This is a genomic window from Clostridium sp. 16K-1-R1 (assembly GCF_023921145.1).
GTDB lineage: Bacteria > Bacillota > Clostridia > Clostridiales > Clostridiaceae > Sarcina > Sarcina perfringens.
In genome coordinates, this window is record NZ_CP046515.1 from 698,678 (window position 1) to 713,491 (window position 14,814).

General features: G+C 28.7%; 12 protein-coding genes. All 12 read left to right on the forward strand.

The features are described from left to right. Nucleotides 1-275 precede the first annotated feature (275 nt). The 12 genes from GOM42_RS03050 (at nt 276) to GOM42_RS03105 (ending at nt 14,789) form a co-directional block, all read left to right on the forward strand. Entirely contained in the window at nt 276-524 is a 249-nt protein-coding gene (locus tag GOM42_RS03050) for a hypothetical protein (RefSeq protein WP_003457734.1), read from the forward strand. Between the two features lie 292 nt (nt 525-816). Further along, entirely contained in the window at nt 817-3,021 is a 2,205-nt protein-coding gene (gnpA, locus tag GOM42_RS03055; RefSeq protein ID WP_110016372.1) for a 1,3-beta-galactosyl-N-acetylhexosamine phosphorylase, read from the forward strand. A gap of 184 nt (nt 3,022-3,205) precedes the next feature. Beyond that, nucleotides 3,206-4,957 carry a histidine kinase gene (locus GOM42_RS03060; protein WP_057230802.1) on the forward strand — a complete coding sequence of 584 codons (1,752 nt, stop codon included), beginning with the start codon at nt 3,206-3,208 and terminating at the stop codon, nt 4,955-4,957. A 12-nt stretch (nt 4,958-4,969) separates the two neighbouring features. Beyond that, a complete protein-coding gene (locus GOM42_RS03065) occupies nt 4,970-6,559 on the forward strand; it encodes a response regulator (protein WP_057230804.1) in 1,590 nt (529 codons plus the stop codon). A gap of 152 nt (nt 6,560-6,711) precedes the next feature. Beyond that, nucleotides 6,712-8,097, forward strand: a complete 1,386-nt coding sequence (locus GOM42_RS03070) for a carbohydrate ABC transporter substrate-binding protein (RefSeq protein ID WP_003450251.1) — start codon at nt 6,712-6,714, stop codon at nt 8,095-8,097. 78 nt (nt 8,098-8,175) lie between these two features. Continuing rightward, a complete protein-coding gene (locus GOM42_RS03075) occupies nt 8,176-9,102 on the forward strand; it encodes a sugar ABC transporter permease (RefSeq protein WP_003457627.1) in 927 nt (308 codons plus the stop codon). Between the two features lies 1 nt (nt 9,103). After that, nucleotides 9,104-9,985 carry a carbohydrate ABC transporter permease gene (locus GOM42_RS03080; RefSeq protein WP_003449831.1) on the forward strand — a complete coding sequence of 294 codons (882 nt, stop codon included), beginning with the start codon at nt 9,104-9,106 and terminating at the stop codon, nt 9,983-9,985. Between the two features lie 347 nt (nt 9,986-10,332). After that, nucleotides 10,333-11,028 (forward strand): TVP38/TMEM64 family protein, encoded by a 696-nt coding sequence (locus GOM42_RS03085; RefSeq protein WP_003450082.1) that lies wholly within the window; start codon nt 10,333-10,335, stop codon nt 11,026-11,028. Beyond that, nucleotides 11,018-12,130, forward strand: a complete 1,113-nt coding sequence (locus tag GOM42_RS03090) for a (Fe-S)-binding protein (RefSeq protein WP_057230805.1) — start codon at nt 11,018-11,020, stop codon at nt 12,128-12,130. The genes GOM42_RS03085 and GOM42_RS03090 overlap by 11 nt, the downstream gene beginning before the upstream one ends. A 162-nt stretch (nt 12,131-12,292) precedes the next feature. After that, nucleotides 12,293-12,880 (forward strand): CDP-alcohol phosphatidyltransferase family protein, encoded by a 588-nt coding sequence (locus GOM42_RS03095; protein WP_025648506.1) that lies wholly within the window; start codon nt 12,293-12,295, stop codon nt 12,878-12,880. A gap of 285 nt (nt 12,881-13,165) precedes the next feature. Further along, nucleotides 13,166-13,798, forward strand: a complete 633-nt coding sequence (locus GOM42_RS03100; RefSeq protein WP_003450071.1) for a DUF47 family protein — start codon at nt 13,166-13,168, stop codon at nt 13,796-13,798. Then, nucleotides 13,791-14,789 carry an inorganic phosphate transporter gene (locus tag GOM42_RS03105; protein WP_252597694.1) on the forward strand — a complete coding sequence of 333 codons (999 nt, stop codon included), beginning with the start codon at nt 13,791-13,793 and terminating at the stop codon, nt 14,787-14,789. The genes GOM42_RS03100 and GOM42_RS03105 overlap by 8 nt, the downstream gene beginning before the upstream one ends. Nucleotides 14,790-14,814: the final 25 nt, after the last annotated feature.

Consider the following 14,814-nt stretch of genomic DNA (forward strand, 5'->3'; position numbering starts at 1 on the left):
TGGAGGAAGTAGTATGTTTGATTTCATATTTGATAAAGAGGATAAAAAGATTAAGGGGAGAAACTTTTTAGATGAGAGAAATTTTATAGTGTTGTTTCTTTCACAGATGTATTTATAAAATAATTATTTATTTGAAATTTTTTAAATGAAGTAATAATAAGAAATATAGTATATTGTAATTATTTTTTGTAAATAATAATTAAAGATTATGCAAGAAAAATTTACTAATATATGCTAATATGTAATTAAGATTATTATTTATGGAGGGATTTATTATGTACACTATAATGGCTATCAAAATATCACCTAGAACTGTTGCAGCACCAAGAGTTCAAGAAATACTAACTAAATATGGTTGTATAATACATACTAGAATAGGCTTACACGAAGCTACTGAAAATACATGTTCAACTTCAGGTCTTATTCTTTTAAACCTTACACCAAGTGCTGAGGAAGAAATAAAAAATTTAGATAATGAATTAAATTCTTTAGAAGATGTAACAGCTAAATTATTAAACCTTTAATAAGATTAAAAAAGGGAATGGATTAAAATAATCGTCTATAAAACTTACAAACCATGTGAAGAGAACTTTTAGTAGTTCTTAGAATAGGTTTGTAAGTTTTTTTATTTTTAATAAAGTACTTTTTAATTATAAATTATCATTAAAAATAATATACTCAAAATTTTCAATGATTTAGTAAATAAATTACATGTAAACGTTAATTGACAAATGTTAATATTAAACTGTAAGAAAAAGGTTATATTAATATACATGACTTTAAATGTTTAGATTGAGGGAAATGGAGGAGAAATTTATGGGAGAGTTAAAGGGAAGAGTTACAATACCGACTGATTCTAATATGAAAGAAGAAATAAAGAGTATTATAGATAGATGGGGAGCTGATGCCTTAAGAGATTGTGATGGTACTAAGCTTTCTAAGGATATAGTTGACTTAGGGGTTAAGCTATATTCTACATACCTAACAGTTAGAAGTGATCAAAAATGGGCTAGTGAAAATAAAGATGAATTACAACAACTTTACTTAATGTCAGAGCCTGTTATTGCTAAATCAGAAAAAACTGAAATAAAAATATTAGCTGGATATTATTCTGAGCAATTTGAAATAGATAAGGTTCATGATGAAAAAAAATGGTGGGAAGTTATAGATAGAACTACTGGTGAAGTTGTAGATCCTTCAAAATGGAATTTTAATAAAGAGAGTGAAATCTTAACAGTAGAAGAAACTACACCTTATCATGAATATACAGTAAATTTCTTAGTTTATATGATTTGGGATCCAACTCAAATGTATAATCATATAACTAATGATTGGGGCGATAAACCTCATGAAATGCCATATGACTGTAGACAAGCTAAGACTAGGGTACATGTTAAAGAAGCTTTAAAGAAATGGATTCATGAGAATCCAGAAGTAGATGTAGTTAGATTTACTACTTTCTTCTATCACTTTACATTATGCTTTAACGAGGTTGCTAAGGAGAAATTTGTTGATTGGTTTGGATATAGTTCATCAGTGAGTCCTTTAGCTTTAGAGCAATTCGAAAAAGAAAAAGGATATAAATTAAGACCAGAAGATATAGTTGATGCTGGTTATTATAATTCAACATTTAGGGTTCCAACAAAACAATATAAAGATTTCATAGATTTTCAATGTAAACATGTTTCAAAAATGGCTAAAGAGTTAGTGGATTTATGTCATGAAAATGGAAAAGAAGCAATGATGTTTTTAGGGGATAACTGGATAGGTACAGAGCCTTATGGAAAGTATTTCCCAAGCATTGGATTAGATGCAGTGGTTGGTTCAGTAGGTAATGGAACAACTATGAGAATGATAGCTGATATTCCAGGAGTTAAATATACAGAAGGAAGATTTTTACCATACTTTTTCCCAGATGTATTTAATGAAACAGGAGACCCTGTTGGGGAAGCAAGGGAGAATTGGTTACAAGCAAGAAGAGCTATTTTAAGAAGTCCACTAGATAGAATAGGATATGGTGGATATTTAGGACTTGCAGTTAAATTCCCAGAGTTTGTTGAGCAAGTTGAAAAAATATGTGATGAGTTTAGAGAAATTCATGAAACTATAAAAGGAACTAAGGCGTATGTAGCCCCATTTAAGATTTGTGTATTAAACTGTTGGGGTAAATTAAGAAGCTGGCAAACTCAACAAGTAGCTCATGCTCTTTGGTATAAGGAAATATATTCATACGCTGGAATTGTTGAATGTTTAAGTGGTATGCCTGTAGAAGTAGAATTTATTAGTTTTGATGATATATTAGAAAATGGAATTCCAGAGGATACTGGAGTTATTATAAATGCTGGAGATGCTTACACTGCTTGGAGTGGTGGAGAGTATTGGAAAAATCCTAAATTAGTTTCTATGATTAGAAAATGGGTTCATAATGGTGGAGGATTTATAGGGGTTGGAGAACCAACTGCAATACATTATGAGAATAAATTCTTCCAGTTAGCAGATGTTTTAGGAGTTGACAAGGAAGTTGGATTTAGTTTAAGCACTAGAAAATATAATGAATTAAATCCACATCATTTTATAACAGAAGAAATTGGTGAAAAAGCTATTGATTTTGGTGAGGGGATGAAAGGCATTTATGGAAAGGGTGATAGTTACCAAGTTTTAAGAATGGACTTTGGTAATTGCCATTGCTTAAAGAATAACTTCAGAGGAGATACTACTTGTGCTGTAAACACATATGGAAAAGGTAGAAGCGTTTATTTTGCAGGATTCCCATATACTCCAGAGAATTGCAGAATTTTATTAAGAGCAATTTATTGGGCTGCAAGTAAAGAGGATGAGATGAAAAAATTCTATGTAACTAATATAGATACTGAGTGTGCTGCCTTCTTAGAAGTAGGAAAAATGGCTGTAATAAACAATACTCAAGAAGAAAAAATTACAGATGCATATATAAATGGTGTTAAGGTTGAAACTTTAACCTTAGCTCCTATGGAAATAAGATGGTTAAATATAAATAAATAAGCTTTTTCTTTTAATTCCCTTATATATATAGATCCTTAGTGAGTTTTTCACTAAGGGTCTTTTTAGATTTTATATAATTTTTGTAAAAATTAGGAAAATAAAATATTTAGCCTAGGAAGTTAGTTTCAAAAAAATACCATATATGATAAAATGTTAAAAAAGAATATAGAAATTATACTAAGGAGTGAGGAAAATAATAAAGAAAATAACAAATACCTTAAGAGGAATATCAAATTTTCTTAGAAAAACTTCTATTAAAAATAGACTTATAGCATCATTTTCTGTAGGAATAATTTTTTGTAGTAGTATTTTAGGCATACTCCTATATAAAAAGGCTACCAATGCATTGAAGAATAATGCAATAAATTATTCGGAAAATATGCTTTCTATCATGAGTGAAGACATTTACAAAAATAAAGAATTCTTAGAAAGAGCATCTATTGAATTATCAATGAATGAAGAAATAGCTAATAATCTTATAAATTACAAATTTATGGATGGAAAAGAAAAGAATGAATTTCTAAAATATATGAATGATTACTTATCTAAAAAACTTTCTCTTTTACCTAATCTAGCAGAGGTTGAAATAATATCAAAGGATTATGAAGTTACTTATATGCAAGGCTTTAAATATTTTAAGAGAGAAGATATAGAAAGATATGCAGATGAATCTGAAAATGGACTATTTTGGTTTTCTACAATTTTAAATAATGAACCTCACATATGCATAGTAACTCCAGTAAAACAGGATAACAGTATTGTGGGATATGTTTTTATGGCTATAAAAAGTGAAGTTTTTGCTTCTTCTTTTTCTCTTTTTAATATTGGTAAAGGCAGTGAAATTTTTATAATAGATGATAAGAATAACATAATAATTTCTGAAAATAATTTAAATAGTAATTTTATATTAGAGGAGACAGATTTAAATAAATTCCTTGAAAATAAAGATTCTAAGGATACAGCAAGGAGTATAGTGGTAAATGGAGAAAATTATGTAGCTACCTATAGAAAATTAAAGGGATTTAATTGGTATATAGCTTCAATGACCCCTTATGATTTTATAAATGCTGACATTCAAAGTTTAAGGAAGGAAATGACTATAATAGGATTACTTTTCACTTTAGTGGTATTAATATTTTCATATTTTCTATATTCAAGTATTAAAGTACCTTTATATAACCTTTTAAATAAGATGAAAAGAGTATCTGAGGGGGATTTAAAGGTTTTAGTAAATGATACTTATGAAGATGAGATTGGTGTTATTTCTGATAATTTTGATTCTATGTTAAAAAGAGTAAATGAATTAATTGAAAAGACTAAATTACAAGAAGTTGAGAAAAGGGATTTAGAGATAAGGATGTTACAGGCACAAATTAATCCTCATTTTCTCTTTAATACATTGAACTCTTTAAAGTGGACAGCTTTAATGAATCAAGATTATACAGTAAGCGAGGGGCTTAGTTCCCTAGCAGAATTATTAAGAAATACAATTATAGATAAAAATGAGCTTGTAACTATTAGAGAAGAACTAGAGAATATAAAAAATTACGTTGTTATTCAAAAGATAAGATACGGTAATTCCTTTGATGTTCAGTATGAAGTAGATGAACTTTTATTAGAAAATAAAGTTATAAAGTTTATCTTACAACCAATAGTAGAAAATTCAATAATTCATGGAATTGATGAAAATAAGGAGAATCAAAAGATTATTATTAAAATTATGTCAGAGGAAGAAAAAATTTTAATATCGATTAAGGATAACGGAAAGGGGTTTAATAGTAAAGAAAAGGTTAAAGATAATAAACTTTCAGGTATTGGATGGAATAATGTTGATGAAAGGATAAAGTTAACATTTGGCTTAGGTTATGGGACAACTATTTACAGTGAGGTGAATAAAGGAACTATTGTTAAAATAGTAATTCCTAAGAGTATATAGGGGGAATTTTTTATGTTCAAGGTTATTATTGCTGATGATGAAAAAATAGTTAGAATTGCTATGAGAAATATAATAGACTGGGAATCTCATGGGTTTAATATAGTTGGATTAGCTCAAGATGGCTCAGAAGTTCTTAATATACTAAATGAAAATGGTGCTGATCTTATTATAACGGACCTTAAAATGAAAGGATTAAATGGAATTGAATTAATTGATAAGCTTAAAGAAGAGAATTTTAGGGGTAATATACTTGTTCTTAGTAATCATGGGGAGTATGAATTAGTTAGGGAAGCAATGAAAAAGGGAGCAGATGATTATTTATTAAAAATAACTTTAAGACCAAAGGAACTAGAAGATATAATTGATAAATTTAGGGAGAGTTTAGAAGAGAGGAAAGAGGAAGAAGAGAAAGAAGCTCAATTTAAAAATGAATTTGATAAAACAAAAAAATTAGCCGAGATTTCTTTATTAAAGGAATACTTAAAGGATGATCTATCTTATGAAGAACTTTTAAATGAGTTTCCAAAGATTAATTTTTTAGATGATAATTGTGAGTATTATACTGGTGCCTGTATTTATATAGATAATTATAAAAAGATTTATGAGGAAAAAATTAAGGATAAAAATAAATTAGCCATTACTATAGAAAACATAATAAAAGAAGAATTTAGTGTAAATGGGGTTAAGATTATCCCAATAAATAATCATAAGTATATTTTTATATCTAAAATGGATTTTAATAGTTTAAAGATAAAAACAATAAATATACAGAATTTAATAATGCTTTATTTAAATATTAAAGTTAGTGCTGTCTTAATAAAAAGGATAGAAAGTGTAAAAGGCTTAAAAGAGAGCTTTAAAAAGGTTGAGGAAATTCTTAGTCTAAAGTTTTATGGAAAAGAAAACTTTTTAATAATAAGTGAAGAATTTTTGGGTTTTGGTGATGCTATTAAGCTTAGAAAGGAAGTAACAGATGCCATTTTAGAGAATATAGAGTTAGGAGAAATTTCTGCTAATAAGGAACTTATAAAAGAATTTGCTAGAAGGTGTTCTAATATGAATGTAAAACCTTCAACTTTAATAAACTATGTAAATTTTATGTGCGAATTAATAGAGAATCATGAGTATGTACAAGATGATTTAAATGGTATAAAAGAATTAAAAGGAAAGATATTAAAGAGTGATAACATAGAGGAATTAATAAATAATTCAACTCTTTTAATAGATTACATCAATCAAAGATATATAAAGAGCAAAGAGCTTAGTTATAAAAAAGAGGTTAATGAGATTATAAAGTTTATAGAAAAGAATATTGATAAGAGAATAACCTTAGTTATGGTAGCTAATGCTGTGAATTTAAATGAAAGTTATTTAAGTAGAATTTTTAAAAATGAAACAGGAAAAAATCTTATGTACTTTATAAACGAAGTAAAGATGAAAAAGGCTAAGGAATTATTAAAACAGCAAGATACTTTAGTTAAAGAGGTTGCAAACAGTATTGGAATGACAGATCAGTTTTATTTTAACAGAGTTTTTAAGAAGTTTTATGGGGTAAGTCCATCTAAGTTTAAAAAGGATTATAGTAATAAAGTTTTGTCATAAATATAGATTATTTTTATTTTGGATTGATATTGTAAAAAAAGTACATGTTTAAGTAAAATCCTTATATTCAAAAAAATTCCAATAAGAAGTATTATAAATATGAGAAGAAAATGTTTACAAGAAATGAGTAAGGGTATTGGAGGAGAGAGTTTATGAAAAGAAAATTAGTTAAAATGCTAACTGTTGCATGTGTTACCGCTATAGCTGCCTCTGCATTTGTTGGATGTGGAAATAAAGAGGAGGCACCAAAAGATAATGAAAAGCCATCAACTGAACAAGCTGAAGGTTCAGGAGAGAAAAAGGTTTTAGAAATAGCTGTTTTTGAAGGTGGATTTGGTAAGGATTACTGGGATGCTTGTATAGATGCCTTTGAAGCTGAGCACCCAGATGTAGAAGTTAAGATGGAAGCTAATCCTAAAATAGGTGATATTATAAGACCTAAATTATCATCAGAAAATACACCTGACTTTATATACTTAAGTACAAATGACCCATCAGGTATAGCTAATGCTTTAATAAAGGATAAAGCTTTAGTAGATTTAAGTGATGTATTTGATAGAGAAGATCCAGATAATCCAGGACAAAAATTAAAAGATAAAATATTACCAGGATTTTTAGATACACCACTTACAACTCCATATGGAGATGGAAAAGTATTCTTAGCACCACTTTACTATAATGTTACAGGTATGTGGTATAACAAAGCATTATTCAAAGAAAAAGGATGGGAAGTTCCAAAAACTTGGGATGAGTTCTTTGAATTAGGTAAGAAGGCAAAGGATGAGGGAATAGCTCTTTATACTTATCAAGGACAAGCGCCAGGATATAATGAGGCTGTAATATTCCCAATGTTAGCTAGTGCAGCTGGAGAAGAAGCTGTAGAAAAGATATTCAACTATGAAGAAGGTGCTTGGAAAGATCCAAATGTTAAAAAAGCATTAGATATATTCCAAAGAATGGCTGATGAGGACATGGTTCTTAATGGAACAGTTGGTATGACTCATACTCAAGCACAAGTTGAATTCTTAAATGGAAAAGCATTATTCTTACCATGCGGTAGCTGGTTAGAAGGAGAAATGAAAGATGCTATACCAGAAGGATTTGAGTTTGGATTTATGGCTCCACCAGCATTTAAAGAAGGGGATACTCCATATGTAACTACTACAATAGAGCAAATGTATATCCCAGCTAAATCAGATCAAGTTGAATTAGCAAAAGAATTCTTAGCATTCCAATATACAGATGCTATGGTTCAAAAGAATGCTGAAATAGCTAAGGCTGTAGTTCCAGTTAAGGGAGCAGTTGAAAAAGCTAAATCTTCATTAGACGCATCAGGATATGAGTCTTATAAGGTTGTTGAAGAAGGTGCTAAACCAATTCCACTTTCATTTAAACCAACAAACTCTAAACTAGATTTTAGAAATGATAGTTTATTTGGACCAGTAGGAAGTATCATAAATAAAGAATTAACAGTTGATGAGTGGATTAATAACTTAGAATCTGATTCACAAACTCTTGCTAAAGAAGTTGTTGAATAATTATTAAGATAAAATAAAATTTATTGAGAAGGAGAGGAGATTCTTCTCCTTCTTTAAAATTATAGGGGGTGAAATTTCATGAACAGTAATAAAAGAAAAATATTTTTAGCAATGTGTGTGTTGCCTGCACTTATACTATTTACAATATTTATGTTATACCCAATTGGAAAAGGTTTCATGATGTCTTTATATGAATGGAGTGGGATTTCAGGAGAACCAGTATTTGTGGGGTTAGATAACTTTAAAGCACTTTTAAACGATAGATATTTTAAGGAAGCATTTGGGAATACATTTTTCATAATAGTTTTATTTCCAGCAATAACAATAACCCTTTCTTTATTCTTAGCTGTAGTAATAACTCAAAGTAAGTTAAAAGAAAAGAATTTCTACAGAGTTATACTATTTTTCCCAAATATATTATCAATGGTTGTTATAGGGGTTTTATTTACATATGTTTATGACCCATCAATAGGAATTCTTAAAGCATTTTTTGAAATGATAGGACTAGATAAGTTAGCAGGTCTTGCATGGCTTGGAGATTCTAAGTTAGTCCTATGGGCATTAGTTATAACTATGGTATGGCAAGCAGTTGGTTATTATATGGTAATTTATATAGCTGGATTAGATGGAATATCACCTTCTCTTTATGAAGTATGTTATTTAGAAGGAGCATCAGCTTGGCAAAAGTTTAGATATGTAACCTTACCACTTTTATGGGATGTAGTTAGAGTAACCTTTGCATTCTTTATTACAGGGGCACTTAACCTAAGCTTTATCTTTGTAACTGTAATGACTAAGGGTGGACCAAATGGAAAATCAGAGGTTTTATTGACATATATGTATAAACAAGCCTTTACAAACTCTCAATATGGATATGCTATGGCAGTTGGGGTAACTATATTTGCCTTTGCTATGATCCTTGCATTAATAATCAATAAATTAAGTGACTCTGATGCAAGGGAAGAAAAGAGAGTAAAAAGATTACAACAGAAGGGAGTGAGATAACATGTTAGAAACTAAAAAGAGAAAAAATGTAGGTTTAGATACTGAAAACAAAACTAAAAAAGTAATATCTAATACATTATTAAGGATTATATTAATAGCTGCAACTATTTTAGTTATAGTACCAATTATATGGACAATAATGTCTTCTTTTAAAACTACTAAAGAATTCTATGCAAGTCCATGGGCCTTACCAAAAAGTTTTGGGTTTGCTAACTATATGACTGCATTTACAGAAGCTAACATGGGAGCTTACTTCTTCAACTCAATATTAGTTACGATAATAGCTATGGTTTTATCTCTATGCTTAAGTGTACCAGCATCTTATGTTTTAGCTAGACAAAAGTTCTTTGGATGTAGTTTTATAAAGAATTTATTTATGGCAGGATTATTTATCCAACCAGTATATATTATAGTACCTTTATTTACAATATTAGAAAAAATGAAATTGTTAAATAATTTATTTGCACTAGCTCTTGTATATGCAGTGCTAAGCTTACCTTTCTCAATCTATATAATGAGTGGATTTATGAAGGGGATTGCAAAGGATTATGAAGAGGCAGCAATGATAGATGGATGTACTAATCTTCAAATATTAACAAAGATAGTAGTTCCATTAGCTAAACCAGGTATTATAACTATAATGATATTCAACTTTATGAATTATTGGAATGAATATGCTATGGCAATGACTTTCATAACAGATGCAGATAAAAAGACATTACCAGTAGGGTTACAAAACTTAATGGAAGTTCAAAAGTTTGCAACTGACTGGGGAGCATTATTTGCAGGTTTAGTTATAGTAATGGTACCTACAATGGTTATATACTCACTAGTTCATAAGAAGTTAACAGAAGGTGTTAATATTGGTGGAGTTAAGGGCTAAATTTATTAGCATTTAGAAAAGAAAATAAGATTATTAAAAATAAGAGCAGACCTCACTTTTAGTGAGATCTGCTTTTTTAGTTAAAATAAAATTAAAATTTAAATTTACAATAATCAGTATAGTTATTTAGAATTTTTGCTATATAATTAATTAGTGACTTTAAACTAAGAATTTAAGGTTTGCCAATTAGACTTAAAACTTAATAAAAACATTATTATTAATTTAAACTAATCTTTATTTAAAAGGTTAACTTTAAAATTAAGGCTTAAAGTGTTTAGAGTAACCTTATTAAAAAGTAGAGGTTTATTTTATAATAATGAAATATTGATTTAAATGGAGGTAATAATTTGAAGAAAATAGTTAAACCTTGGGTTGCTACCTTAATTATTTTAATAGTAGCTTTTTTGGTGTATTTTTTTGTTCCAACTGCTAATAGTAAAATAAATCAGATGATATTTTACTTAAGTAGTATGAATTTAGATATGATAAAGGAATATATATTATCTTTTGGAATATGGGCACCTATAACATCATTTTTATTAATGGTACTTCAGTCTGTAATAGCACCAATACCAGCTTTTTTAATAACCTTAAGCAATGCAGCTATATTTGGATGGGTTAAGGGTGCTATATTATCATGGAGTAGTGCTATGGCTGGGGCAGCATTATGCTTTTATATAGCAAGAGGCTTAGGAAGAGATGCTGTTGAAAAATTAACTAGTAAATTTGCTTTAAAGGATATAGATGGTTTCTTTGAAAAGTATGGTAAACATACTATACTAATAGCAAGATTGCTACCTTTTATATCTTTTGACTTAGTTAGTTATGCTGCAGGACTTACATCAATGAATTTTTGGTCATTTTTCATTGCTACAGGTATTGGACAATTACCTGCCACAATAGTATATTCTTATGTTGGTGGTATGCTTACTGGGGGAGCACAATTACTTATGAGTGGACTTTTAATTTTATTTGCTTTAAGTATAGCAATATATGTAGGGAAAAAAGTTTGGAATGAGAAAAGAGGTAAAAATGACAAATAAGGAACTAAAGAAAAATTTAGATGACTGTGTTAATTGTGGACTTTGCTACAAGGTATGTCCAATGATGAATACTTTTGGAGATAGTCCTAAAAATATATTAAGAGATATAGATAAGAATAAAATAAGTTATGATGAAATTGCATATTCTTGTATGCTTTGTAATGCATGTACTGAAGCATGTCCAAAAGATATAAATTTAAAAGAGATGTTTCAAAATTTAAGAATAAAATCTTATAGAGAGAATTTAAAAAATACTAGAAAGAAATTTAATTTAAAGGTTGTTCAAAATCATCAAAAAGGTAGTTTTTCTAAGTTTTTGACATCAAAAAATAATAATAAGAAAATAAAGAGAGTGTTTATTCCAGGTTGTAGCTTAAGTGGATATAACAATGAAATTATTTTTAAAATAAAGGACTACTTAATAGAAAATTTAGGGGAAGTAGAGATACTTCTAAAATGTTGTGGAAAACCTTCAAAGGATATTGGAAACTTAGAATTATTTGAAAGTAATTTAAATGATATAGAGAATAATCTAAAAATCAAGGAAGTTGATGAAATAATAGTAGCCTGTGAAAATTGTTATAAGACTTTTGGATCAGCTTTTAAAGATATTAAAGTAATAACACTTTGGGAAGTTATAAATGAATTTGGAGTGCCAAAGGAACTAAAAAACAAATATTCAGATTTAAAAGAAGAATTTGCCTTGCATGATCCATGTCCTATAAAAAAAGAAGAACAAATTCACGAAGCTGTTAGAAGCATACTTAAAGATTTAGGAATTAAAATAGTAGAATTTGAGAAGAATAGAAGTAAAACTGAATGCTGTGGTTGTGGAGGAATGGTAGGAGTTACAAATAAGGAATTATGGTTAAGTCAAAAGAATAAAAGAGCTAACTCTACAGAATGTGAAAATATAGTTTCTTACTGTGAATCCTGCGTAAATACCTTTAAATCTTCAGATAAAAATGCACTACACATATTAGACTTTATTTTTAATGAGGATGTTATTAATGGCAAAGCTAAAAGTCAAAAGAATATAAGCACAATTAATCAATGGATAAATAGAATTAAATTAGCAAACAAAGTAGGAAAAGAGAGTTAATTTTAAATTGGGGTAGGAACTACCCTATAAGCTTGGGGAACCCTGTATTTTTAGGTATATTCATTAAGGTGTTCCCATTCCTATAGGTGGAGAGTAGTTCACATACTTATCTAATAAAAATAAAAGCAAATGAAAGTTTAAAATAGAGGGAGAGAAAAAATAATGTTAGATACTTATGGAAGAAAGTATGTAAATCCAATAATAGATTTAGGTGCTAATACATTATTAAAGTTAAGATTAACACCAAATGGAGTTAGTATAATAGCTCTAATTATAGGAGTTTTAAGTTCTGTATTTCTTTATTTCGATAAATTGATTTTATCAGTAGTTTTTCTTTGGATATCAGGATACTTAGATTCTGTTGATGGTGCTATGGCAAGAAAAAAGAATTTAACTAGCCCCTTTGGAACACTTTTAGATATAACCTTTGATAGAATTGTTGAACTTAGCATAATATTTGTCTTAGCTTTAAAATTTCAAAATAGTAGATTATATCTTTTAATATTAACCATGATGATTTTAATATCTATGACCATATTTTTAACAGTAGGAGCCTTAGCTCAAAATAATGGTATGAAGTCTTTTAGATACCAAGCAGGACTTGCAGAAAGATCAGAAGGATTTATTTGTTTTTCACTTATGATTTTACTATCATCTATAAAATTAGATTTAGTAACAAATATATTTTCCTTAATAATATTTATAACCATAATACAAAGAGCTTTAGAAGCTAAAAGACTTTTAAAATAAAATATAATTACAGTGTTTTTAATAAAATGTTAATAAAGTGCTGAGCTATATATAATACAATGTTAAGTGGATTTACATATAATTAATAATATAATAGGTATTTAAAAGGATTTATTTAATTATATTAAATAAAATAAGATATAATTGTATAATAAATGGATAAAGATACATTCTGTGTTAAGTGTAAGTTAATTAATTAATTGAATGTTAAATTTAAAAAAATATTATGATATACTAGATTTGTTCAATAAAAATTCATAATGAGAACCAGGAGATGAAATACGAATGTTTAATTTAAATCCTAAAGACGATAAATTTTATGATATGTTTATCGATGAAGCAAAAAATGTAGAAAAAGCAGCAGTAATATTAAGTGAAGCCTTAGGGGATCTTGAAAATAAAACAAGCCACGTGGCTAGAGTTGAAGAGTTAGAACATAAAGGAGATGAAATAGTTCATAGACTTATAGAAGAACTAAACAATTCTTTTATAACTCCTATTGATAGAGAAGATATATTTTCTATAACAAAAAGAATGGACGATATTTTAGATTCAATAGAAAGTACTATGCATAGATTCACTATGTTCAATATAAATGAATCTAAAGAAGGTGCTAAAGTTTTAGGAAGCTTAATAGTTGATGCATCAAGAGAATTAGTATCTCTAATGGAAGAATTTAAGCATATGAAAAAGAAAAATAAAGAAATTACAGAGAGAGTAATTTCAATAAATAAAATAGAAAACAAAGGAGATATTTTCTATAGACAAATGATATCAGAATTATTTGCTGAAGATGGAAAAACTCCAGTTCTTGATATAATAAAATGGAGAGAAATATATAAATTCTTAGAGGCAACTTTAGATAGTTGTGAGGCTGTAGCCAATATAGTTGAGGGAGTAGTGATGAAGTATGTTTAGTACTTTAGCTGTAACAGTTGTTATTATTCTCTTAACATTAGCTTTCGATTTTATAAATGGATTTCATGATACTGCAACGGCAGTTGCTACATCAATTTCCACAAGAGCTCTTTCACCTAAGGCTGCCATAGCTTTATGTGCCGTATTTAACTTTGTTGGAGCATTTTTAGGAACTGAGGTTGCTAAAACTGTGGGAGATGGTATAGTAGATCAAAATAAAATACCTCTATGGGTTATTGCAGCAGTTATATTAGGAGCTATTATATGGAATCTTATTACTTGGTATTTTGGAATTCCAAGTAGTTCTTCTCATGCCTTAATAGGATCATTAATAGGTGGAGGAATAGCTTATTCACATTCAATAAACATAGTAAGTTGGGGAACTCTTTTTGATGAAGTAATTCTTTGGCTTATATTATCACCAATTATAGGTTTAATAGTTGGATACATATTTATGATTTTATTAAACTGGGCACTAAGAAGATGCAAACCAGGCCCGGTAAATAGAATTTTCTCAAAATTACAAGTGGTTTCAGGAGCACTAATGGCCTTAAACCATGGTGGTAATGATGCTCAAAAATCAATGGGTATAATTACTATGGCACTTTTAAGTGGAGGATTTTTATCTACTTTTGAAGTACCAACTTGGGTTATAGCCTTATGTGCAATTGCAATGGCAACAGGAACTTCAATAGGCGGACAAAAAATAATTAAAACAATGGGAAGTGGAGTTGCTAAATTAAATGCTGTTAATGGATTTGCAGCACAAACTGGGGCAGCTGGAGTTATAGGAATAGCTACTATGTTCCATGCACCTGTAAGTACAACTCACATAATAACAACTACCATAATGGGTGTTGGAGCTTCTAAAAATCCTAAAGCGGTTAAGTGGGGAGTTGCTAAGAATATAGTTTGGGCTTGGATATTAACAATCCCAATAAGCGCATGCATAGCTGCTATAGTAGTTGAAATATTTAAATTTGTATTATAGTTTGAAAAAGTAAGTATATAAATAT

Coding starts and splice junctions, on each gene's coding strand:
- GOM42_RS03050 (WP_003457734.1), top strand. CDS start 276: ATGTACACTATAATGGCTATCAAAATATCACCTAGAACTGTTGCAGCA.
- gnpA (WP_110016372.1), top strand. CDS start 817: ATGGGAGAGTTAAAGGGAAGAGTTACAATACCGACTGATTCTAATATG.
- GOM42_RS03065 (WP_057230804.1), top strand. CDS start 4,970: ATGTTCAAGGTTATTATTGCTGATGATGAAAAAATAGTTAGAATTGCT.
- GOM42_RS03070 (WP_003450251.1), top strand. CDS start 6,712: ATGAAAAGAAAATTAGTTAAAATGCTAACTGTTGCATGTGTTACCGCT.
- GOM42_RS03075 (WP_003457627.1), top strand. CDS start 8,176: ATGAACAGTAATAAAAGAAAAATATTTTTAGCAATGTGTGTGTTGCCT.
- GOM42_RS03080 (WP_003449831.1), top strand. CDS start 9,104: ATGTTAGAAACTAAAAAGAGAAAAAATGTAGGTTTAGATACTGAAAAC.
- GOM42_RS03090 (WP_057230805.1), top strand. CDS start 11,018: ATGACAAATAAGGAACTAAAGAAAAATTTAGATGACTGTGTTAATTGT.
- GOM42_RS03095 (WP_025648506.1), top strand. CDS start 12,293: ATGTTAGATACTTATGGAAGAAAGTATGTAAATCCAATAATAGATTTA.
- GOM42_RS03100 (WP_003450071.1), top strand. CDS start 13,166: ATGTTTAATTTAAATCCTAAAGACGATAAATTTTATGATATGTTTATC.
- GOM42_RS03105 (WP_252597694.1), top strand. CDS start 13,791: ATGTTTAGTACTTTAGCTGTAACAGTTGTTATTATTCTCTTAACATTA.